The 21,787-nt window shown below is 67.1% G+C and carries 23 protein-coding genes; 8 read left to right on the top strand and 15 right to left on the bottom strand.

Features of this window, described 5'->3' with window-relative positions:
* Window positions 1–344: 344 nt before the first annotated feature.
* On the bottom strand, window positions 345–716 hold the full coding sequence (locus AC1DQP_RS02355) for a LysR substrate-binding domain-containing protein (RefSeq protein ID WP_457318225.1): 372 nt from the start codon (window positions 714–716) through the stop codon (window positions 345–347).
* 488 nt (window positions 717–1,204) lie between these two features.
* Here AC1DQP_RS02355 and AC1DQP_RS02350 point away from each other — a divergent pair, with 488 nt between their 5' ends.
* On the top strand, window positions 1,205–1,663 hold the full coding sequence (locus tag AC1DQP_RS02350; RefSeq protein WP_457318224.1) for a DUF4265 domain-containing protein: 459 nt from the start codon (window positions 1,205–1,207) through the stop codon (window positions 1,661–1,663).
* 397 nt (window positions 1,664–2,060) lie between these two features.
* Here AC1DQP_RS02350 and AC1DQP_RS02345 read toward each other — a convergent pair whose 3' ends face one another.
* The 11 genes from AC1DQP_RS02345 to ccmA all read right to left on the bottom strand — a co-directional run bounded on the left by AC1DQP_RS02345 (window position 2,061) and on the right by ccmA (window position 10,695).
* Window positions 2,061–2,663 carry a DUF1294 domain-containing protein gene (locus AC1DQP_RS02345; protein WP_457318223.1) on the bottom strand — a complete coding sequence of 201 codons (603 nt, stop codon included), beginning with the start codon at window positions 2,661–2,663 and terminating at the stop codon, window positions 2,061–2,063.
* A gap of 8 nt (window positions 2,664–2,671) precedes the next feature.
* Window positions 2,672–3,784: a homoserine O-acetyltransferase MetX gene (gene metX, locus AC1DQP_RS02340; RefSeq protein WP_457318222.1), complete on the bottom strand. Its 1,113-nt coding sequence runs from the start codon at window positions 3,782–3,784 to the stop codon at window positions 2,672–2,674.
* A gap of 67 nt (window positions 3,785–3,851) precedes the next feature.
* Entirely contained in the window at window positions 3,852–4,871 is a 1,020-nt protein-coding gene (locus AC1DQP_RS02335; protein WP_457318232.1) for a tetratricopeptide repeat protein, read from the bottom strand.
* Entirely contained in the window at window positions 4,865–5,266 is a 402-nt protein-coding gene (locus AC1DQP_RS02330; protein WP_457318231.1) for a cytochrome c-type biogenesis protein, read from the bottom strand. Before AC1DQP_RS02330 ends, AC1DQP_RS02335 begins: the two co-directional genes overlap by 7 nt.
* A gap of 52 nt (window positions 5,267–5,318) precedes the next feature.
* Entirely contained in the window at window positions 5,319–5,900 is a 582-nt protein-coding gene (locus AC1DQP_RS02325; protein ID WP_457318230.1) for a DsbE family thiol:disulfide interchange protein, read from the bottom strand.
* Window positions 5,901–5,946: 46 nt separating this feature from the next.
* Entirely contained in the window at window positions 5,947–7,860 is a 1,914-nt protein-coding gene (locus AC1DQP_RS02320; protein ID WP_478051035.1) for a heme lyase CcmF/NrfE family subunit, read from the bottom strand.
* Window positions 7,861–8,322: a cytochrome c maturation protein CcmE gene (gene ccmE / locus AC1DQP_RS02315; protein WP_256775607.1), complete on the bottom strand. Its 462-nt coding sequence runs from the start codon at window positions 8,320–8,322 to the stop codon at window positions 7,861–7,863.
* Entirely contained in the window at window positions 8,319–8,504 is a 186-nt protein-coding gene (locus AC1DQP_RS02310) for a heme exporter protein CcmD (protein WP_478051034.1), read from the bottom strand. The genes ccmE and AC1DQP_RS02310 overlap by 4 nt, the downstream gene beginning before the upstream one ends.
* Window positions 8,501–9,277, bottom strand: coding sequence for a heme ABC transporter permease CcmC (gene ccmC, locus AC1DQP_RS02305; protein WP_457319389.1), 777 nt, complete (start codon window positions 9,275–9,277; stop codon window positions 8,501–8,503). The genes AC1DQP_RS02310 and ccmC overlap by 4 nt, the downstream gene beginning before the upstream one ends.
* A 96-nt stretch (window positions 9,278–9,373) precedes the next feature.
* Entirely contained in the window at window positions 9,374–10,069 is a 696-nt protein-coding gene (gene ccmB, locus AC1DQP_RS02300; protein ID WP_478051033.1) for a heme exporter protein CcmB, read from the bottom strand.
* Window positions 10,066–10,695 carry a heme ABC exporter ATP-binding protein CcmA gene (gene ccmA / locus AC1DQP_RS02295; RefSeq protein ID WP_256775603.1) on the bottom strand — a complete coding sequence of 210 codons (630 nt, stop codon included), beginning with the start codon at window positions 10,693–10,695 and terminating at the stop codon, window positions 10,066–10,068. Before ccmA ends, ccmB begins: the two co-directional genes overlap by 4 nt.
* A 119-nt stretch (window positions 10,696–10,814) precedes the next feature.
* Between ccmA and AC1DQP_RS02290 the strand changes: the two genes are divergently transcribed.
* The 3 genes from AC1DQP_RS02290 to AC1DQP_RS02280 all read left to right on the top strand — a co-directional run bounded on the left by AC1DQP_RS02290 (window position 10,815) and on the right by AC1DQP_RS02280 (window position 13,323).
* On the top strand, window positions 10,815–11,963 hold the full coding sequence (locus tag AC1DQP_RS02290; RefSeq protein ID WP_457319387.1) for a pyridoxal phosphate-dependent aminotransferase: 1,149 nt from the start codon (window positions 10,815–10,817) through the stop codon (window positions 11,961–11,963).
* The gene (locus AC1DQP_RS02285) at window positions 11,963–12,796 is read left to right on the top strand and encodes an amidohydrolase (RefSeq protein ID WP_457319386.1); all 834 of its coding nucleotides are present in this window, start codon (window positions 11,963–11,965) and stop codon (window positions 12,794–12,796) included. The genes AC1DQP_RS02290 and AC1DQP_RS02285 overlap by 1 nt, the downstream gene beginning before the upstream one ends.
* 92 nt (window positions 12,797–12,888) lie before the next feature.
* Window positions 12,889–13,323: a hypothetical protein gene (locus AC1DQP_RS02280; protein WP_256775599.1), complete on the top strand. Its 435-nt coding sequence runs from the start codon at window positions 12,889–12,891 to the stop codon at window positions 13,321–13,323.
* Between the two features lie 190 nt (window positions 13,324–13,513).
* On the opposite strand, the gene AC1DQP_RS02275 is transcribed toward AC1DQP_RS02280, so the two are convergent.
* The 3 genes from AC1DQP_RS02275 to AC1DQP_RS02265 are packed head-to-tail and all read right to left on the bottom strand — an operon-like array spanning window position 13,514 to window position 17,225.
* Window positions 13,514–15,367: a pseudouridine synthase gene (locus tag AC1DQP_RS02275; RefSeq protein ID WP_478051032.1), complete on the bottom strand. Its 1,854-nt coding sequence runs from the start codon at window positions 15,365–15,367 to the stop codon at window positions 13,514–13,516.
* Window positions 15,360–16,304: an SMC-Scp complex subunit ScpB gene (scpB, locus tag AC1DQP_RS02270; protein WP_478051031.1), complete on the bottom strand. Its 945-nt coding sequence runs from the start codon at window positions 16,302–16,304 to the stop codon at window positions 15,360–15,362. Before scpB ends, AC1DQP_RS02275 begins: the two co-directional genes overlap by 8 nt.
* Before the next feature lie 15 nt (window positions 16,305–16,319).
* The gene (locus AC1DQP_RS02265; protein WP_256775596.1) at window positions 16,320–17,225 is read right to left on the bottom strand and encodes a segregation and condensation protein A; all 906 of its coding nucleotides are present in this window, start codon (window positions 17,223–17,225) and stop codon (window positions 16,320–16,322) included.
* 345 nt (window positions 17,226–17,570) lie between these two features.
* On the opposite strand from AC1DQP_RS02265, the gene AC1DQP_RS02260 reads away from it, so the two are divergent.
* The 4 genes from AC1DQP_RS02260 to AC1DQP_RS02245 all read left to right on the top strand — a co-directional run.
* Window positions 17,571–17,870, top strand: coding sequence for a YciI family protein (locus tag AC1DQP_RS02260; protein ID WP_256775595.1), 300 nt, complete (start codon window positions 17,571–17,573; stop codon window positions 17,868–17,870).
* Entirely contained in the window at window positions 17,867–18,136 is a 270-nt protein-coding gene (locus tag AC1DQP_RS02255; protein WP_256775594.1) for a BolA/IbaG family iron-sulfur metabolism protein, read from the top strand. The genes AC1DQP_RS02260 and AC1DQP_RS02255 overlap by 4 nt, the downstream gene beginning before the upstream one ends.
* Before the next feature lie 149 nt (window positions 18,137–18,285).
* Entirely contained in the window at window positions 18,286–19,323 is a 1,038-nt protein-coding gene (locus AC1DQP_RS02250; RefSeq protein WP_256775593.1) for a LacI family DNA-binding transcriptional regulator, read from the top strand.
* 89 nt (window positions 19,324–19,412) lie between these two features.
* On the top strand, window positions 19,413–21,787 hold a 2,375-nt coding region (locus tag AC1DQP_RS02245; protein WP_478051030.1), incomplete at its 3' end, for a TonB-dependent receptor.

The following is a 21,787-nucleotide window of genomic DNA, read 5'->3' as shown; positions in this document are numbered from 1 at the left end:
CCAATCCATGGGCCTCCCTGCAGTGAGGGAACCGCCGGGTGCATTGATTGGTGCCCGCGTTGCCAGCTGCTTCCAGCAGCCAATGCGCGAACGCCTGCAATGGACCGGCAGCCAGACTGATCGGTTCGTGTAGAACGAGGCAGAAGATCTTTGAAGCGCGCCTGGGGTGCGGCCAAGGCGCGACCAGTCGCCCCTGCGCCAGCTCGGCATCCACATAAAGCCGCTGTATTAGCGCAATGCCGAGGCCCGCCAGCGCTGCTTCAATCACCCATCGCGTGCAGATCGTAGCGCGCGCCCACTGCGGGATTGGTGAGGGGCACGCCGGTCTCCTGTGCGTAGCTTTGCTAGGCGTCTGGGCTTTGTCGCCTGTGCAGGCGTGGCAACGTCTCCAGCGCAGGCAAACGCTTGCGCCCGCCGAGCAGCGAGGGATGGCAGACCGGTAACAGCACCTCCTGCAGCAGCGGATAGGTCCGCATGCCCGCCCAGGCCGGGTGGTCGAAGTGCACGGCGGCATCGAAGCCGCTTCCCGCCAGCGCAAACCGCTCGGTGCGTTGGGCAAGGTGCACGGTGATGTTGGGATGCGTCCGGGTAAAGCCGGCGAGGCGGGGGATGAGCCACCGTATCCCGAATGTCGGCGTTACGGCAATGTCCAGGCTCGCCGCGTTCTCCGGCTGTCCCATCAGATATTGGTTGTCCCGGTCCAGGCGGTCCGCCACTAGCGGACCTGGGCGGCGTAGCGCCCGCCATTTGGCAGCAGGCGGATACGCGTTTCCAACGCGTTTGAACAGCGATACCCCTGGAAGGACTGCAGTCGGCCGATCTGGCGGCTGATGACACCTTCGGTCAGGGAAAGTACGAAACGCCAACCAATTGGATACCCAGCGCCAAACAAACTGGACAGCGACGCCCAATGAATTGGACAACGCCGCCAAACGAACTGGACGGTGGCGGCAAGCTGGACACCGAGGGAGTTTGAACCGCCTCAGTGGTCGCGATGAAACGATGGTGTGGGGACGCGTTTCTGGCGTAATGATGTGCGAGGCGACTACGGTGCGCTCTGGGGGAGCTTGGCTTCGCGCGCATCCACCGCGTGGGAAATGGCTCCGACATCACGTACGACGGCCTTTGCTCGCTGTAGCCGGTGTACGATCAGGGGATCAATACCGAAGCCGCATCGCAGCATGTTCAATCTGGAGAGCTCCGCGTGAATGACGGTGCGAAAGCCAAGGTCCTGTTCCGGGTTCCCGACGGCGAGGGCGGCGCAAACATCGAGACGCTTTGGGCGACCCCGCTCGGGGAGGATCGCTACCAACTTGATAATTCCCCGTTCTATGCCTATGACGTCTCATGGCAGGACGCGGTTTTCGCCCCCGTGGACCATGAGGAAGGACGACCCACTTTCGAATCCATCGTCGTGAAGTCAGGAAATCGCACCGTTCGCGTCATATTTGATCCACCCGTCTCTCCAGGCAACGCCTCAGACGATGTTCTTCAAGGTCTGGTAGCCCTTGGGTGCAGCTATGAGGGCGCCAAGGCCCGATACATGGCAGTGAATATTCCTGCCGAGATCGATCTTCAGGCGGTGTGTGATTACCTCATTCATCATGAGGCACAGTGGGAGCACGCGGACCCAAGCTATGCCGCGATGTATCCGGAGGGGTAGTGTGCGTCGTGGAGCCCACGTGAAGGCGTGGGTAGCGGTGCATCGGTACTTTGGCGTTGCGCGCTTCCGGCCGGAAGCCGGGACCCCAGCCTGGACGGCTGGCACAGCGGTGCTTACAGTGCGTTTTCGACCCGCGTTGGCGCACGCCTGAATGGACCTACTTCTGCAGGTTGAAGACTGTTTCGTTAGGCGGAGCATGGGCGTATCACGCTGACGGTGAACGAGCGGCCGGTGGTGGACCTGGGCGATGACAGGGATCGGAGGAGATGGTGCAGCACCGGCATGGCTGGCGCTGTAGTCGGTTTGGTGGGAATTGAAGGTGGTGCAAGCGTCTTGTGTGGTCGGGCGCCGTTGGAAGTGGCGCCCCATTACTGCGCTAGCCACGCATGGCGTGGCTCTACCCGGCGATGTTCCGGATCAGCCATGTCAGCGCGATCAGGTTGATCGCCACCGCCACCCAGAACACTCCTTGGAACGATGTCTTGCGATTCTTGTGGCGCAGCACCGACTGCGCCAACAAGGCGCCGGGCCAGCCGCCGAACAAGGCAAGCAGTTGCAGGGTTTTCTCAGGGGTGCGCTGCCGGTCGTTACGCGCAGCGCTTTTGTCGTGCCAGTAGAACAAATAGGTCACGCCGCTGACGCCCAGATACGTGGCGGGCAACCACATGGGCCAGTGCATCCACGCCGAGAGCCCAGCGATGCCAGCGAGGAACAGCAGTGCGACGGTTTTGCGAGGGATAATATCGCGACCCTTCCGCTCGGCGGCAGGGGTACCGCGCGTTCCGCCACGCTGCAGCGCAAAGCGCACCTGTGTGGCATTGCGGCGCCCCTGGGCATCGCGCTGAACCTCGTACGTAATGACATCGCCAAGCGCTGGGCGTCGATCGCGCGCCGCAAATGCGCGGATATGCACGAAGCAACGCTCACCTCCACCATTGGGCTGCACGAAGCCGAACCCGCGTGCGTCGTCCCACTCGCTTAGCTTTCCCTGCAGTCGCATGTCTGTCCTTAGAGCGCGGAAAGGAACTCGCCCACCGCCGGCCCGAACCGCGCGAAATCCACCAGGAACGCATCGTGCCCCTGCGGTGAATCCAGCCCGATGAAGCGCGCGTCGGCGCCACCGGCGCGCAGGCCGTCGGCAATCTGTTGCTGCTGCTGCACCGGGAACAGAATGTCGGTGTTGGCGCCGATCGCCAGCGCCTTGTCGACCTGGATCTTCGCCAGTCCGGCGAGCACGTCGCCGTCGGCGTATTCGGCCAGGTCGAACCAGTCCATCGAGCGGCTCAGATAGAGGTAGCAGTTGGGATCGAAGAAGCGCACGAAGCGGCGCGCGTGGCCTTCCAGGTAGCTTTCCACCTGGAATTCCAGGCCGAACGGGTCATCGTCGGCCTGGTCCGAATCCAGCCGCACGCGGCCGAAGCGACCGTCCCATTCCAGCGCGGAGCGGTAGGTGATCACCCCCAGCTTGCGCGCCATGCGCATGCCCGATTCCGGGTAGCTGTCGTCGCTGTAACGGCCGAGATCCCACTTGGGGTCCAGCCGGATCGCCTCGCGCTGCAGCGAGCGGATCGCGATCGAGAACGGCAGCGCCTGCGCACTGCCGGAAATGTTGATGTGGCTGCGCGCGATGCCCGGGTGCAGCAGCAACACGGCCAGCGCGGTCATGCCGCCCATCGAGTTGCCGATCACGCAGGCCAGCTCGGCAATGCCCAACGCACGCACCACCTCGACCGCAGCACGCGCGCCGTCTTCGATCGACAGTTCAGGGAACTGCAGGCGGTACAGCGCGCCGGTGGCCGGGTCGATGCTGGCCGGTCCCGTGGAGCCCTTGCAGCTGCCCAGCGAGTTCACGCAGACCACGAACCAGCGCTCGGTATCGATCGCCTTGCCCGGGCCGAGCATGCCTTCCCACCAGCCGGCGGCCGGGTTGTCGGCGTTGGCGGCGGCGTGCGCATCCGGCGACAGGCCGGTGACGATCAGGATCGCGTTGCTCGCCTTGGCGTCCAGCGTGCCCCAGGTTTCATAGGCCACGTGCGCGTCCAGCAGTTGACCGCCGCGCTTGAACGGGAAGGGCGAGGGCAGGGCGTGGTAGCGCGTGCCGGGCGGAATGAATTCAGTCATGCGCGCATTTTAGCCGGGTCCGGACGGTACGCCGTGTCAGTGACGGCACGCTGCATCGCGGCGGCGGTCACGGCGTGCCGATCACCAGCGGCACCGGGCCGTCATGCGGCAGGCGCACGCGGACCAGCGGCGAGTCGATGTCGCCTTGCTGGCGGTTAGCCTGTCCGGAGGCGGACACGCGCGCGAACACCTCCACCTCCTGCAGCGCGGACAAGGGCTGGGTCGGCATCGGGCTGTCCGCATCGTCCAGCGTCACCCGCAGCGGCAGGTCGCCGAGCGCGTGTTTTTCCACCGCCACCGGCATCGGCGGGCCGCCGGGCACGCGGGCGATCACGAACACGCTGGCGTCGCCGGGCAGCGTTGCGCGTGCGGCGAACGTGGGGTCCAGTGCGACGGTGACGATCAGTCCCTGGCGGCTCGATGCGGCCGCCACGGGTGCGGTTGCACCCGCAGGAACACCGGCCTTCGCGCGGGCGATCGCGATCTGCTCGCGCAGGGCCGTTGCAGCGGGCGGATCCAGTCGCGGCAGCAAGGCTTCCCACGTGGCCGCAGCCTCGGCGTCCTGCCCGCGCTGGCGCAGGGCGATGCCGATCAGCCAGCCGGCGCGGTCGCTGTCCGGGGCAATCTGTTGTGCATGGCGCAGCCACTGCAGCGCGGTGTCGTCGAACTGCTTGCCCGGGTTGGCCTGGGCGCGGGCCTGTGCGGCTTCGACCAGTACGGCGGGCTCATCCGGCGCCAGCTGCAGTGCCCGCGCATAGGCGGCGTTGGCCTCGGCCAGCTTGCCCAGCGCCAGTTGCGAGCGGCCGAGCAGGGCCCAGCCATCGGCGCGCTGTGGATCGCGCGCGAGCGCCTGCTGCAGCTCCGCCACGCCATCACGCAGCGTGGTCGGCTCGCGCGCGTCGGCAATCTGCACGGCGGCCTGCGGGGTGCCCACCAGCAGATACAGCGCGCCTGCTGCGGCGCCGATGGCCAGCACCATGGCGATGAACGGCGCGCGTCGTCCTGCACTGCGCAGCGGCCACAGCACCCGCGCCGCGACGAGGGCGGCGGCCAGCGCCGCCAGGATCGGCAGGACGGCGCTCACCAGCCTTCCCCCCGGTCATCCAGCGGCTGGATCTGCCGGCTGCGCCGACGCACCACCCACACCATCACGCCGGCACCGCCGAGCAGGAAGATCGCCGGGCCAAACCACAGCAGGCTGTTGCGCGCATCCATCGGCGGCCGGTACAGCACGAACTCGCCGTAACGGTCGACCAGGAACTGCTTGATCTGCGCGTCGTCGCGGCCCTGCTGCATCAGCGCGAGCACTTCACGGCGCAGGTCATGGGCGATCTGCGCATTGGAATCGGCCAGTGACTGGTTCTGGCATTGCACGCAGCGCAGTTCCGCGGCCAGCGCATGGAAGCGTGCCTCTTCGGCGGCATCGCGGTAGTGCAACGGGGTCGGGTCGGAGACCGCCTGGGCCAGCGCCACCAGCGGCATCAGCAGCGCCGTGGCCAACAGCGCGCCGCGCAGCAGGCGGCCGCAGCGCAGATTACGGCGCGGCCGGCAGGCGGTTCTGGGTATTGGCATTGGCGCGTTCCACCTTGGCCAGTTCGGGAATGAGCTGGGTGTCGATGACGCGCTGGCTGAGCGCGCCGCTGTACTTCCAGCGCACCACGCCGCTGGCATCGACGAGGAAGGTCTCAGGCGCCGCGGTCACGCCCCAGTCGATGGCGGTGCGGCCTTCGAGGTCGGTCAGCACCAGGACGAACGGATTGCCCAGCTGCTCCAGCCAGCGCAGCGCATCGGCCGGTTCGTCCTTCCAGTTGTAGCCGATCACCCGCACCCGCTTGGTCTCGGCGAAACGGGTCAGGATGGGATGCTCTTCGCGGCAGGCCGCGCACCAGCTGCCCCACACGTTGAGTACGTACGGCGCGCCGCGCAGTTCGGTGCTGCTGACCTTGATGGTCGGGTCGTGCAGCACCGGCAGGATGAAGGCCGGGGCCGGTTTGCCGATCAGTGCCGAGGGCAGCACATCGCGATCGGGCGCGCCGGACTTCATCACCCCGTACACCATCAGCCCGAGCAGCCCGAAGAAGAACAGTACGCCGATGACGATGGCCACGGGCGGCAGGGGACGGGAGGCGGGACGCGGATCGGACACGGGGAAACTCCAATACTCAGGGACGACGGAAACGGCGGTCGGCGGCGGTGACGAAGCCGCCCAGTGCCATCAGCAATGCGCCCAGCCAGATCCAGCGGACGAAGGGTTTGACGTGCACGCGCACCGCCCATGCATTGTTGCCCAGCGGCTCGCCCAGCGCCACGTAGATATCGCCGTTGAGGCGGGCGTGGATGCCGGCCTCGGTCATCATCTGCCCGCCACTGGCGTAGGCGCGCTTTTCCGGGTGCAGCAAGGCAATCTGGCGATCGCCCTGCATGACCCGCACATGGCCACGGTCGGCGCTGTAGTTGGGGCCCTGCTGGTGGTCCACGCCTTCAAAGCGCAACTCGTAGCCACTGACCTGCAGCGACTGCCCCGGCGACAAGGCGACCTCGCGCTGCACGTTCAGCGCTTCCACCAGCAACGCACCGGCCAGGAACACCGCCACGCCGCCGTGGGCCAGCAGCATGCCCACCATCTCGGCGTTGAAGCGCCCGTTGCCGCGCAGGCGCGTCCACACGAAGCGCGCGGTGCCCAAGGCCACCCACGCCGCGGCGGYGACCCCGGCGGCGGTCTTGAGCGCGCCCTGCGGCGCCATGAAGTAGGCGATGACGCCCAGCAGCAGCGCAAGCGCCGCCCACGGTGCCAGCATGGCCAGCGTGCGCGAGGCCTGGTCGCGTTGCCAGTTCACCAGCGGGCCGAACGGCAGCAGTGCCACCAGCGGTGCCATCAGCAGCAGGAACAGCGTGCCGAAGTAGGGGGGGCCCACCGACACCTTGCCCAGCCCCAGCGCATCGGCCAGCAGGGGGTACAGCGTACCCAGCAGCACCATCGCGCAGGCGGCGGCGAGCAGCAGGTTGTTGGCCAGCAGCAGGGTTTCCCGCGAGATCGGCATGAAACCGCGCCGCGGGTCATCRTTGCCCAGCGCGCCGGCACGCAGCGCGTACAGCAGCAGCGCGCCTCCGATCACCAACGCGAGGAAGATCAGGATGAAGGTACCGCGCGAAGGATCGGCGGCGAACGAATGCACGCTGGTCAGCACGCCCGAGCGCACCAGGAAGGTGCCCAGCAGCGACAGCGCGAACGCGGCGATGGCCAGCAGCAGCGTCCAGCTGGCAAAGCTGCCGCGCTTTTCGGTGACCGCCTGGGAGTGGATCAGCGCCGCGCCCGCCAGCCACGGCATGAAGCTGGCGTTCTCCACCGGGTCCCAGAACCACCAGCCACCCCAGCCCAGCTCGTAATAGGCCCACCAGCTGCCGAGTGCGATGCCCAGGGTGAGAAAGCCCCAAGCCACATTGGTCCAGGGCCGGGTCCAGCGTAGCCAGCGTGCATCCACGCGCCCTTCGAGCAGTGCGGCGATGGCGAAGGCGAACGGCACCGCAAAGCCGACGTAACCCAGGTACAGCATCGGCGGGTGGATGATCAGTCCCGGATCCTGCAACAGCGGGTTGAGGTCGTGGCCTTCCAGCGGCGCCGGCAGCAGCCGCGCGAACGGGTTGGAGGTGAAGATCAGGAAGGCCAGGAAGCCCACGCCGATGATGCCGAGCACGCCCAGCACCCGCGCCAGCACCACCATTGGCAGTTGCCGCGACCAGCGCGCCACCGCACCGTTCCACAGCGCCAGTACCAGCGCCCAGAGCAGCAGCGAGCCTTCATGCGCGCCCCATACCGCCGAGTAGCGATAGGCCAGCGGCAAGAGCGAATTGGAGTTTTCGGCGACGTAGCGCACCGAGAAATCCTGGGTGACGAAGGCCGCGGTGAGCACACAAAAGGCCCCGAGCAGCAGCACCAGCTGCGCGTAGGCGGCCGGCCGGGCTACGGCCATCCACGCCGGGTAACCGCGCTGCGCCCCCCACAAAGGCAGCACCGCCTGCAGCAAGGCCATCAGCAGCGCCGCCACCAGCAGGATCTGCCCCAGCTCGGGCAGCACTCAGCGCACCTCGGGTGCGGTCACGGGCACGTCGTGCTTGGTGTGCGCCTGGCCCATCTTGTCGGCCACTTCCTTGGGGATGTAATTCTCGTCGTGCTTGGCCAGCACTTCATCGGCAATGAAGCGGCCGTCCTGCAACCGGCCCATGGCAACCACGGCGGTGCCCTCGCGGAACATGTCCGGCAGGATCCGCGAAGTGCTCACCGGCAGGGTTGCATCGCCATCGGTGACCACGAACTGCGCTTCCAGCGAACCGCTGGCGCGCTGGAAGGAACCCTTCACCACCATCCCGCCGAGGCGGAACCGCGACTGCGGATCGACATCGCCGCGCAGCACCTCGGCCGGCGTGTACAGGTAGGCGATATTGCGTTGCAGGGCGAAGGCGACCAGCGTGGTGGCCAACCCCGAGGCAAGCAGCAACAGCAGCACCCAGATCATGCGGCGGCGCTGTACCGGGGTCATCGGCTCAACTCCGTGGCGGGCATGGCGCTGCTCGGCGGCTTGGCACGCGCCTGTAGCCGCTGCTGGCGATGCCGGGCCTGCCAGCGTGCCAGGCGCAGGCGCAGCCACGAACCGAACGCATCGCAACACAGCACCAGCCCGAACACCGCAAAGGCGGCAATGATGAAGGGCAGGTGGGTCATTGCGGCAGCTCCCGGGCAACGGTGGCGTCACCGCTGCCGATACGCTCGCCAACCCACGCCTTGCCCGCCTCGCGCAGCAGGTTGTCGGCACGTGCTTTGGCCAGCAGCGAACCGGCGAACCACAGCTTGGTGCCCACCACCATCCACCACAGTGGCGCGATCAGTTCCGGGCGGACCGCGTTGTCGCCGAACACATTGATCGACTGGCGCTGGTGCAGCCCGCCCCACCAGTCCACCGAATAGCGGATGACCGGCAGCAGGGCGACCCCGACGATGGCCAGCAGGCCGGCCGCGCGCGCGGCGCTGCGTCGATCCTCGATGGCGTAATACAGGCCGATCACGCCCAGGTACAGGAACAGCAGGATCAGTTCGCTGGTCATGCGTGGGTCCCAATCCCACCAGGTGCCCCAGGTGCTTTTGCCCCAGATGCTGCCGGTGAGCAGGGTGATCAGGGTGAAGCCGGCGCCCATCGGCGCGCAGGCCATCGCCAGGATCTCGCAGATCTTGATCCGCCAGACCAGCGCGATGGCCGCGTACAGCGCCATCAGCGCGAACACGAACAGGCTCATCCACGCGCTGGGCACATGAATGTAGATGATGCGGAAGGCGTCGCCCTGGCTCTGCTCCGGTGGCACCACGAACAGGCCCTGCCAGATCCCGATCAGCAGCACCGGCACCGCCGCCACGTAGAACACGCGCGACCAGCGCGCGGCAAAGCGGTCGAAGGTGGGCGGCGAAGCGGTTTGGTGGAACCAGCGGACAATCGGATGCATACGGCGGTGGTTATCCAACGAAGGGCGACGATTCAACGGACATGGAGCGGCTTGTTGAACGATGACGCTGGAAACGATGGTGCAGTGGACGATGGCTCAATGCAGTGAAATCCGGATCGCCGCCGCAGTGGCCAGCGGCGCGAGCACCAGTGCCGCCACCAGCCCGGCGCCGAGCAACAGCAGCGCACCGACCGGATCCTGCCCGCGTGCCGCTGCCGCCACGCTGCCTGCGCCGAACACCAGCACCGGCACGTACAGCGGCAACGCCAGCAACGCCACGAGAATACCAGAGCGCCGGATGCCCACGGTCAGTGCGGCAACCACGCCACCGATCAGGCTCAACAATGGCGTTCCCAGCAGCAACGATGCCAGCAGGATGGGCAGTTGGTCATGTGGCAGATGCAGCATTTCGGCCAGCAGCGGCGCCATGATGATCAGCGGCAGGGCGGTGGTCGCCCAGTGCAGCAGCACCCGCACCAGCACCAGCCAGGCCAGCGGCACCGGGGCCAGCAGCCATTGCTCGAGCGAGCCGTCCTCGGCGTCGCTGCGGAACAGCGAATCCAGCGACAACTGGCCAGCCAGCAGCACCGCCAGCCATAGCACGGCGGTGGCCACCTGGGCCAGCAACTGCGGCTCGCGGCCCAGGGCCAAGGCAAACAGCACCACCACCAGCACCGCGAACATCAACGGCTGCAACGCATCGCCGCGGCGGCGCCACAGCAGCTTGAGATCGCGTCGGACCAGCGCCCGCGCGGTCTGCCAGAGGCCGGGTTCAGTGCCGGGCGCGATCATGCCGCCGCTCCCAGGCTGAGCAGGCGGGTCTGCACGGGCGGGGCGGCATACGCGCCGTGGGTGGTGACCAGGGCCGCGCCACCGCTGCGCAGGTGTGCGGAAATCATCCGGTTCACCAGGTTGATGCCGTCCAGGTCCAGGTTGGCGTAGGGTTCGTCGAGCAGCCACAGCGGTGCCGGCGACAGCCATATCCGTGCCAGCGCCAGGCGCCGCTTCTGCCCGGCCGACAGCTGGCGCACCAGGGTGTCCTCGTAGCCGGCCAGGCCGACGATGGCCAGCGCGTTGCCCGGCATCTGGCGCGAGCGCCGGCCGTGCAGGCCGCACAGGAAATGCAGGTTTTCCAGGGCGTCCAGATCGGCCTTCAGCGCCGGCAGGTGGCTCAGGTAGGCCACGAACTGCGACCGTTCCTTGTGCCCGGCCGGGCGCCCGTCGATCTGCACCTGCCCGGTATCGGCGCGCAGCAGCCCGGCCAGCACCCGCAGCAGGGTGGTCTTGCCGGCGCCGTTGTCGCCCTGTACCAGGAGCGCTTCACCGGCATCGATGTGGAAATCGAGCGGGCCGAAGACCGGCTCATCGTTGCGACTGAAGCCAAGGCCTTGGGCGGCCAGCAACGCAGGAGCGTTCAAGGGGCGGGATCTTTGCACCGGAAAGGGCGGACAGTGTAATGGGCGCAGGGGGGCACCCACCAACGCTGGGGACCTACCGTCTACACTGACGCTTCGTCATCTCTTCTTCGATCCTGCCGATGCAACCGCAAACCAAGCTGCCCAAGGTGGGCACCACCATCTTCACCGTGATGTCCCAGCTGGCCGCCGAGCATGGCGCCGTGAACCTGGGCCAGGGGTTTCCGGATTTCTCCGCACCGCAGCGGCTGCTCGATGAAACCATCAAGGCGATGCAGGCAGGGCTGAACCAGTACCCGCCGATGACCGGGGTGGCACCGCTGCGCCAGGCCATCGCGCAGAAGGCGCAGGACCTGTACGGCGCGCAGGTGGATGCGGACACCGAGGTCACCGTGACCAGTGGCGCCACCGAGGCGATCTTCAACGCCATCCACGCCGTGGTGCGCCCCGGCGAGGAAGTGATCGTGCTCGACCCGGCCTACGACTGCTACGAGCCGGCCATCGACCTGGCCGGCGCGCGTGCGGTGCATGTGCCGCTGGACCCGCAGACCTTCGCCGTGGACTGGGACCGCGTGCGCGCGGCGATCACCCCGCGCACCCGTCTGCTGATGGTCAACAGCCCGCACAATCCGTCCGGGGCGATGCTGACCGCCGATGACATGCAGGCGCTGACCGACGTGCTGCGCGGCACCGGTATCTACCTGATTTCCGACGAAGTCTACGAACACATCATCTACGACGTCCGCCGCCACGAATCGGCACTGCGCTACCCGGAACTGCGCGAGCGCGCGTTCGTGATCTCCAGCTTTGGCAAGACCTATCACTGTACCGGCTGGAAGATCGGCTACGCGATCGCACCGCCGGCGATGAGCGCCGAGTTCCGCAAGGTGCACCAGTACAACACCTTCACCAGCTTCGGCCCGGCCCAGTACGGCTTCGCCGCGATGATCCGTGACGAGCCCGAACATCACCTGGAGCTGGGCGCGTTCTACCAGGCCAAGCGCGACCGTTTCCGCGAGCAGCTGCTGACCACCCGGCTGACCCCGCTGTCGGTGCCGGGCGGTTACTTCCAGCTGGTGGATTATTCGGCGATCAGCGACCTGCCCGACCATGAATTCGTGAAGTGGCTGACCATTGAAAAGGGCGTGGCCGCCATTCCGTTGTCGCCGTTCTACGAGACCGCGCCGCAGGGCCAGCGCCTGGTCCGTCTGTGCTTTGCCAAGAACGACGCCACCCTGGACGCGGCGATCGCACGCCTGCAGGTGCTGTGATGGGCGCGGCCATCGAACGCGGCGACCTGCGCATCTCCCTGGTCCAGGGCGACACCCGCTGGCATGATCCGGCCGGCAACCGTGATCACTACGGCGCGCTGCTGGCGCCGCTGGCCGGACAGACTGACCTGGTGATCCTGCCGGAAACCTTCACCAGCGGTTTCTCCAACGAGGCCATCGACAAGGCCGAAAACATGGACGGGCCGACCGTGGCCTGGATCCGCGAGCAGGCGGCATTGCTGGGCGCGGCAGTCACCGGCAGCGTGCAGCTGCGCGTGGGGCAGGGCGTCTACAACCGGCTGCTGTGGGCCACCCCGGACGGAGAGGTGCAGCATTACGACAAGCGCCACCTGTTCCGTTACGGCAACGAGCACCTGCGCTATGCCGCCGGCAGCGAGCGCGTGAGCGTGGAATGGAAGGGCTGGCGGATCAACCCGCAGGTCTGCTACGACCTGCGTTTCCCGGTCTTCTGCCGCAACCGCTTCGACGTGGAGCGCCCGGGCGAGCTGGATTTCGACCTGCAGATCTTCGTCGCCAACTGGCCCTCGGCCCGCGCGTATCCGTGGCGCACGCTGCTGCGCGCCCGTGCGATCGAGAACCTCTGCTATGTCGCCGCGGTCAACCGGGTCGGCGTGGACGGCAACGCGCTGCATTACGCCGGCGACAGCGCGGTGATCGATTTCCTCGGCCAGCCGCAGGTGGAAGTGCGCGAGGTGGAGCAGGTGGTCACCACCACCATTTCGTCCGCCGCACTGGCCGCGCACCGCGCCCGCTTCCCGGCGATGCTCGATGCCGACGCGTTTACCCTGGATGGTCCAGTCGACGCTGGCTGAACGGTCGCCTGATGGCGGCGTGTGGCCTCATCCGGGCCATACGCGGCCGCTGCTAGATTCGCCTCGTCACCCACTGAGTACGAGCGGATCGCATGAAGAAGTTCTCCCTGGCATTGATCGCACTGGCGGGTATCTCCGCGGTTCCGGCGGCACAGGCCGCCGGCAACATCGACTGCGAACTGCACTACAACCTGGCCGGCTGGTCGGTGCTGTACAAGACCGCCTCCGGTACCGGCACCATCAGCTGCGACAACGGCGCGCGCATCCCGGTGAAGATCACCGTCAAGGGGGGCGGGCTGACCGTGGGCAAGTCGAAGATCGTCGATGGCAAGGGCAAGTTCTCCGGCGCGTATTCGCTGGATGACCTGATCGGTTCCTATGCGTCGGTGGAAGCGCATGCTGGCGCGGACAAATCCAGCAACGCGCAGGTGATGACCAAGGGCGACGTGTCGCTGGCATTGGCTGGTACCGGCAAGGGCTGGGACCTGGGCGTGGGCCTGGGCAAGTTCACGATCGAGCGCCGTTGACGGTAGAGCCACCCCATGGGTGGCTGCACCACCGTCCGGCATGACGTGCAGCCACCCATGGGGTGGCTCTACCGGATGTGTCTGGCATTACGCGGAGCCACCCATGGGGTGGCTCTACCCGTTTCGGCGGCGCAGCCCCACAAAAAACCCCGGCCGAAGCCGGGGTTTTTTGATCTCAGCGTATCAGTGATCAGCCGCCGCGCGGGCCGCCGCCACGGTGACCGCCGCCGCCCGGACCCCGGCTGCCGCCGGGACGACCGCCCGGGCCGCCGKGACCGCGACCACCGGGACCGCCCGGCCCACGGTTGCCGCCCGGACCGCCCGGACCACGATTGCCACCCGGACCGCCGGGGCCGCGTGCACTGGCGCCACCCGGGCCCCGGCTGCCCGGACCACCCGGACCGCGGTTGCCACCGGGACCACCCGGGCCACCGGGACCGCGATTACCGGCCGGACGCGCGCTGCCGTAGGGGCTGACGCCCGGATTGGCGTGGTCGGACGGGAAGCTCGGGGCATTGCCCGGATGCCCGTAGGGGTGACGCGACGGACCCTGGCCGCCCTGGCCACCCCGGTTGCCACCGGCGCCTGCGCCGGCCGGACGACCCTGGCCGCCGTAGCCGCCACGGCTTTCGCCGCCGCGATTCTCGCCGCCGTAACCACCGCCACCGCCACCGCCACCGCCGCCATAGCCACCACGGCCTTCAGCGCCGCCGCCATAGCTGCCGCGCCCCGGGCCGCCTGCGCCACCGGGGCCCTTCGGCTTGCCGTACGGGCGACCCTGGCCGCCGGCACCTGCGCCGGCACCCGGACCACGTGCGCCGGGACCACGGGCTGCGCCGGGGCCGGCATTGCGGTGGCCGCTCGGACCGGTGCTCACACCGTCGGGCACATACCAGCTGCGGAACGCGGCCGGGTTGCCTTCGGGAAGTGCCCGGTTGCCCTTGTCCGGGCGCGCCTTGAACGGACGCTGCGACTGCTTGGCCGCCGCTTCGCCGCTGACCGTCAGGCCGCCCTTGAAGCCGCCGCCCTTGCCACCGCGACCACGGCCGCGCTCTTCGCGCACGTTGTCGAAACGACGCAGTTCGCGGCCTTCATCGGCCGAGTTGTGGCCGTTGACGTAGGCATTGCTGCGGGCACCATCGCGCGACACGCGCACGGTGGTCTTGGCCGCGCGACGCTGTCCGATCACCGGCTGCAGGGTCAGCGCCGACGGCGCGCCTTCTTCCAGCTTCAGTTCGGCGCGCAGCGCCTCGACCTGCTTGGCCGGCAGTTCGACCGACTGGCCACGCAGCAGTTCGCGCGGCAGGCTGACCTTGCCGTAGCGGGTGCGCTTGAGGCGGCTGACCTGGCAGCCCTGCGATTCCCACAGGCGGCGCACTTCGCGGTTGCGGCCTTCCTTGACGACCACGCGGAACCAGTCGTGCGAATCGGTGCCGCCGATGAGTTCGATCTCGTCGAACTTGGCCGGGCCGTCTTCCAGCGCCACGCCACGGGCGAGGCGGTCGACGATGTTGTCCGGCACCTTCTCTTCGCCTTCCGGTGCACGCACGCGTACGACGTACTCGCGCTCGACCTCGTAGGAGGGGTGCATCATCGCGTTGGCCAGCTCACCGTCGGTGGTTGCCAGCAGCAGGCCGGTGGTGTTGATGTCCAGGCGGCCGATCGCGATCCAGCGCGCGCCCTTGAGGGCAGGCAGCGCTTCGAACACGGTCGGGCGACCTTCGGGGTCTTCGCGGGTGGTCACTTCGCCTTCGGGCTTGTTGTAGGCCAGCACGCGCGAGGTTTCGGTCAGCGCGGTGGCCACGAAGCCACGGCCGTCCAGCTCGACCTTGTCGCCGCTCTTGATCGACTGGCCGGTCTGCGCAACTTCACCGTTGACCTTGACCAGGCCATCGGCGATGCGCTGTTCCAGCGCGCGGCGCGAACCGAGGCCGGCCTGGGCCAGCACCTTGTGCAGGCGTTCTTCCAGCTTGGGCTGGTCGGTGGCGGTTTCGCGCTTGAGCGAAAGCTTGTTCAAAGACGGCTTGCGGGGGGTGTCACTCATTTACTTGGCTCCGGCCGGCGACGGGTGCGTCGGCCTCTGGTTCGGGATCGGCTTCGTCAACAGCCACGGTCGTCTTCGCGACGGCGTTGTTTTCGGTTTCGTTCTGGGGCGCCGCGCGCTCTCCCGGCGCGGTATCGGGTTCGCCATCAGGGGCGGTCATTCCAGCGTCGTCGTCGCGGGGCGACAACGGCGCGTTGAATTCGGTATCTGTTTCTGCAGCAACGTCGGGGGCAGGGATCTGCGCGCCGACGGGTGAATTGTCCTGCGATTCTTCTTCACCTGCCAGTGGCAGGTCGGTGTCGTCATTGGCCGCGTCGGCATCCAGCGCGCCCTCCGGGGTGGCTGCGCCGGCGGCCAGGCGACCGGCGGGCTGGCCGTCGTTGTCCAGCGGCAGCTGCGGTTCCAGTTCGCCCAGGTCGCGCAACTCGGACAGCGGCGGCAGCTCGTCCAGGCGCTTGAGCCCGAAGTAATCCAGGAAGCCTTTGGTGGTGCCGAACAGCGCCGGCTTGCCGGGCACGTCGCGGTGGCCGATCACGCGGATCCATTCGCGCTCTTCCAGGGCCTGGATGATGTTGCTGCTCACCGCCACGCCGCGCACCTGCTCGATCTCGCCGCGGGTGATCGGCTGGCGATAGGCGATCAGCGCCAGCGTTTCCAGGGTGGCACGGGTGTAGCGGGTCTTGCGTTCGGTCCACAACCGGCTGATGTAGCCGTGGACCTCGTTGGTGACCTGGAAGCGGAAGCCGGAGGCCACCTCGACCAGCTCGACGCCGCGATCGGCGCAGGCCTCGCGCAGCAGTTCCAGCGCGCGTTCGATGCTGCCCGGCGGTGCCGGTTCCTCTTCGGGGAACAGGCCCTGCAGCTGCGCCAGGGTCAGCGGCTGGCTGGACGCCAGCAGCGCGCCTTCGACGATACGGTTGATCAGCGGTTGATCCATGCGTGGGTCGGGTGCTCAGTCGGATGCGTTGGCGGCGTCGGCGTCGTCGAACTCGCTGTTGAACTGCAGCGGTTCGTTGGTGTTGCCGGCGGCCAGGGATTTGACGTAGATCGGCGCCAGCGGTGCTTCCTGGACGATGTCCAGCAGCTGTTCCTTGGCCAGTTCGAGCAGGGCCAGGAAGGTGACCAGCACCCCCAGCTTGCCTTCTTCGGCGGTGAACAGCGATTCAAAACGGTAGAACCGGCCATCTTCCAGCCGGCCCAGCACATCGCCCATGCGCTGGCGGACACTCAGGGCCTCGCGCTTGATCGCGTGGCCGGTGAACAGCTCGGCGCGCTTGAGCACGTCGTACAACGCCACCAGCATTTCCTTCAGGTCCACCGGCGGTGGCAGCTTCACCGCAGCCCGGTCGGGGACGAAGGCATGGGCCAGGCTGGTGTCGCGGTCCTGGCGGGGCAGGCTGTCGATGTCCTCGGCTGCCTGCTTGAAACGTTCGTACTCCTGCAGCCGCCGCACCAGCTCGGCGCGCGGATCGGCTTCCTCGCCCTCGATGCTGGGCGGCCGCGGCAGCAGCATCCGCGACTTCACTTCGGCCAGGATCGCCGCCATCACCAGGTACTCGGCCGCCAGTTCGAAGCGCAGCTCCTGCATGACGTTGATGTACTCGACGTACTGCCGGGTGATCTCGGCCACCGGGATGTCCAGGATGTCCAGGTTCTGCCGGCGGATCAGGTACAGCAGCAGGTCCAGCGGACCTTCGAACGCATCCAGGATGACTTCCAGCGCATCCGGCGGGATGTACAGGTCCTGCGGAATCTGCAGGACCGGTTGACCATGCACTACAGCCAGCGGCATTTCCTGCTGCTGTGGGGCGGTCGGCCGGGTTTGCGGGTTCGCGTCGAGCGCGAGTTCGGAGGTCATCAAGTTGACGTCTGTATTGCAACGGACCGGTCGCCGCGCCGTGCCCGCAGCCGGAGCATTCCGGGCGGTACGATGGCTGGCCATGACACGCCTGGGTCGGCGCGGTTCCACACTTCGAACACAAAGGCGCGCCGCGATGGGCAGCGACAGAACTACAAGGAGGTCGTCTACGTGTGCTGGTGTGGGGCAGCGGGTCGGTCGTCGGGTGGCAGTGAAGCCTTGTGCCGACGGGGCTGCTGCGTCCAGCCACGTGCAATGGATCCAAGAGTACGGGTTCAGGCCCGCAGTGTCCAGCGAGGCGGGCTAGAATCGCCGGGTTCGTTTAGCTGAACCCTGGAGTTGCCTGTGTGGTATGTGATTGAAGGCTATGACGGCGCCGATGTTCTGGCCGCCCGCATGTCGGTGCGCGAGGCGCATCTGGCCCGTTTGACCGCCCTGCGTGATGAGGGCCGCCTGCTGCTGGCCGGGCCGTGTCCGGCCATCGACAGCGAGGACCCGGGCCCGGCCGGCTTCAGCGGCAGCGTGGTGATCGCCGAATTCGGCTCGCTCGCGCTGGCCCGGGCCTGGGCTGATGCCGATCCGTACGTGGCCGCCGGGGTCTACACCCGCGTGCAGGTGCGCCCGTTCCGCAAGGTGCTGCCGTGAACCGGGTCGAGCGCATCCGCGCGGCCCTGCAGCAGGCGCTGGACCCGGAGCTGCTGGAAGTGGAGGACGACAGCCACCGCCATGCCGGGCATGAGGGCGCGCGCGACGGTCGCGGCCATTTCAACGTGCATGTGGTCAGCGCCGCCTTCGAGGGCACGCTGCCACTTGCGCGCCACCGGGCCGTCTATGCCGCTTTGGGCAGCATGATGGACACCGATATCCATGCGCTGTCCATCCGTGCCGAGGCCCCGGCCAAAAACCGCTGAAACCCTTGTCCTGCCTTGTCCTGGCGAGTCCCCTGAGGGACCGCCAAGGACAGGTTTGCGTTACCGCCGTACGACATTGGCCTAACGTAGTGTTTACATTCAGGATTGAAAACGCTTACATTCCGCGCCAAGCCCCAGATCTCTAAGCCGTGGAGGGCGGCGAAGTGAACAAGGCAGCCATCACAATCAAAGATGTAGCCCGCGAAGCCCGGGTCTCCGTGGCCACGGTCTCGCGTGCGCTCAATGGACACGAAAATGTCGCCGAACCGGTGCGCAAGCTGGTGCTGGAGGTGGCTGCGCGTCTGCGCTATACCCCGCATGCGGCGGCCCGCAGCCTGAGCAGCCGGCGCACCAACACCATTGGCGTGGTCCTGCCGGACCTGTACGGCGAGTTCTTCTCCGAGTTGATGCGCGGCATCGACGGGGTCGCCCGTGAGCGTCGCCAGCACCTGCTGGTGTCCAGCTACCACGGCGACCAGGAGCAGCAGGGTGCGGCGCTGCGCGCGATGCGTGGCCGGGTCGACGGCCTGCTGGTGCTGTCCCCGTATGCGGAAAGCCCCGGGTTCCTGACCGACAACCTGCCGCAGTCGCTGCCGACGGTGCTGATCAACACCTATCTGCCCGAGCAGGATCATCCGGTGCTGAGCATCGATGACCATGCCGGCGCGATGGCGATGACCCGCCATCTGCTCGATGTCGGCCACCGCCGCATCGCGTTCATTTCTGGTCCGGATCTCAACTTCGATGCCCGCGAACGTCTGCGCGGTTTCCGCGATGCGTTGTCCGCCTTCGGCGCGGATGCGGCAGGGATCGAGTTGCCCGGTGACTTTGACGAAGCCTCCGGCCATCGCGCCGGACAGGAGTTGCTGGCAGCCGGTGCGCTGCCCGATGCGGTGTTCGCCGCCAACGACATGATGGCGCTGGGGTGTCTGTATGCGTTCGCGCAGGCAGGCGTGCGGGTACCGGCCGATGTCGCCCTGGCGGGCTTCGATGACATTCCGCTGGCGCGTTTCGTTCACCCATCGTTGACCACGATGCAGGTGAGTATCGCCGACCTCGGCGATAAGGCGATGACGCGTCTGTTGCAGTTGATGGACAGCAACAACACGGAAGCGGCCGGCGACAAGCAGACGCTTGTACCGAGCCTGATCGTGCGTGACTCAAGCAAGCCCAGAAACGAGCCGTAGGTCACGACCGTTGGTCGTGGCGCATTAAAACCACGTAATAAAAAAACGACAGGGGCCGCAAAGACGGCCACCACCACCCGGAGATTTACATGACGTATTCCAATCACCGCAATCGCACGCCGGCTCGCAGCCTGCTGACGAGCGCCTTGGTCACCTGCCTGATGCTGGGCGCCGCCCCGAGCCTGATGGCGCAGTCGGCCACCTCCTCGCTGCGCGGCCAGGTTGCCCAGGCCGACGCCGGCACCGAAGTGACCGCGACCAACCTGGCCAGCGGCACCGTGCGTCGCGCGACCACCCGCGCCGACGGCAGCTACTCGCTGATGGGCCTGGATCCGGGCACCTACGACGTCGTGGCCAATGGCCAGACCCAGAAGGTGACGGTGACCGTGGCCTCGACCGCGACCCTGAACTTCGGCGGCGCGCCGGCCAACGGCAGCACCGCCAACGCCACCAACCTGGACACGGTCAACGTCGTTGCACCGACCCTGCTGCAGGAAGTGCGTACCTCCGAAGTGGGCAAGACGGTGAGCCTGCAGCAGATCCAGACCACCCCGCAGGTGTCGCGCAACTTCCTGGAATTCGCCGACGCGGTCCCGGGCTTGATCTTCACCCGTGATGCCAAGGGCAACACCTCGCTGCGCGGCGGTGCCACCAATGCCGACGGCACCAATGTCTACATCGACGGCGTGGGCCAGAAGAGCTACGTCAAGGGCGGCGGCGTGGCCGGCCAGTCCGGCAGCGCCGGCAACCCGTTCCCGCAGCTGGCCATCGGCGAATACAAGGTCATCAGCGGCAACTACAAGGCCGAGTATGGCCAGGTGTCCAGCGCGGCCGTGACCGCGGCGACCAAGTCCGGTACCAACGAGTTCAAGGGTGAAACCTTCTACCGTTACACCAACGAAGACATGCGCGCCAAGACCCCGGCCGAGCGTCAGGCTGGCCAGACCAAGGAGGCGTCGGCCGAGAAGGAATATGGTTTTGCATTGGGTGGCCCGATCATCCAGGACAAGGCCCACTTCTTCGTGACCTATGAAGCCAAGCGCTTCGACCTGCCGGTCACCATCGCGCCGGAAGGCTCGGTCACCAACCGCGTCGGCCTGCTGCCGGCAGACGCCGCCGCCGGCCTCGGCCCGGCCAGCCAGCCGTTCGAGCAGGACCTGATCTTCGCCAAGATCGACTTCGAGCCGACCGACAACGATCGCATCGAGCTGAGCTTCCAGGACCGCGACGAGACCCAGCAGCAGTTCAGTGGTCAGACCGCGCCGGAAGCCGGCCGTGAAGTGGTGAACACCGACCGTCGTTACGCGCTGCGCTGGAACCACAGCGGCGAGCGTTACTACAACGAAATGATGCTCACCCATGAAGATTCGTTCAACAACCCGACCCCGCTGACCCTGGGCAACGGCTTCACCTACACCGCGCCGGACGGCACCGAAGACCGTACCCTGGTGAAGATCGGTGGCGCCTCGGCGCTGGATTCGCAGGTGAAGGGCCAGAAGGGCTGGGCGATTGAGGACAACCTGACCCTGGATGGCATCCAGTGGGCCGGTGACCACACCATCAAGATGGGCGCCAAGTACAAGCAGATCGACCTGTACGCCTCCGATGCGGCGCAGATCAATCCGCAGTTCACCTACTCGCTGGGCGATCCGGACTTCCCGTCCGACATCCCGTACAAGGCGCAGTTCGTCAAGCCGGTGAACGGCGTAACGGGCGTGTCCGGCGAAGTGCGTTCGAAGTCCAAGCAGATCGGCCTGTTCATCCAGGACGACTGGCAGGTCAACGACCACCTGCAGCTGAACATCGGCCTGCGCTGGGACTACGAAAAGACCCCGGCCTACCTGGACTTCGTGACCCCGCAGGCCGTGGTCGATGCGATCTACTCGCAGGACCCGCGCGCTGCCGCTGGCCAGACCTTCGCCGATACGCTGGCGCTGGGCGGGCTGGACATCAGCAACTACATCAGCAACGGCCACAACCGCAAGGCGTTCAAGGATGCCTGGCAGCCGCGCCTGGGCTTCTCGTATGACATCAACGCCGACGAGCAGCACGTGATCCACGGTGGTGCCGGTCGTTCGTATGACCGCGACCTGTTCGACAACCTGCAGCTGGAAACCACCAAGCTGGCCCTGCCTCAGCCGACCGTCTACTTCCGCAACCCGGCCACCGGCAGCTGCCTCAACGGCCAGGCTGCCTGCTATGACTGGAACCCGAACCTGCTCAACGGTATCGGCAACCTGCAGTCGCTGGTCGGTTCGACCAGCAATGCCGGCCTGGAAGTGGATCTGCTGAACAACAACCTGAAGGTGCCGTACTCCGACCAGTTCAGCCTGGGCATGAGCAACCAGGTCGGTGACTGGCTGACCGATGCCACCATCTCCCGCACGCTGAGCTACGACGGCTTCGCCTTCACCCTGGGCAACCGCTACCCGACCGGCCAGTTCTTCGATGACCCGCGCCTGTG

Source organism: Stenotrophomonas sp. P5_A8 (genome assembly GCF_056400545.1).
The sequence above is the reverse complement of the archived record's forward strand: the minus strand, read 5'-3'. Positions and strand labels throughout refer to the sequence as shown.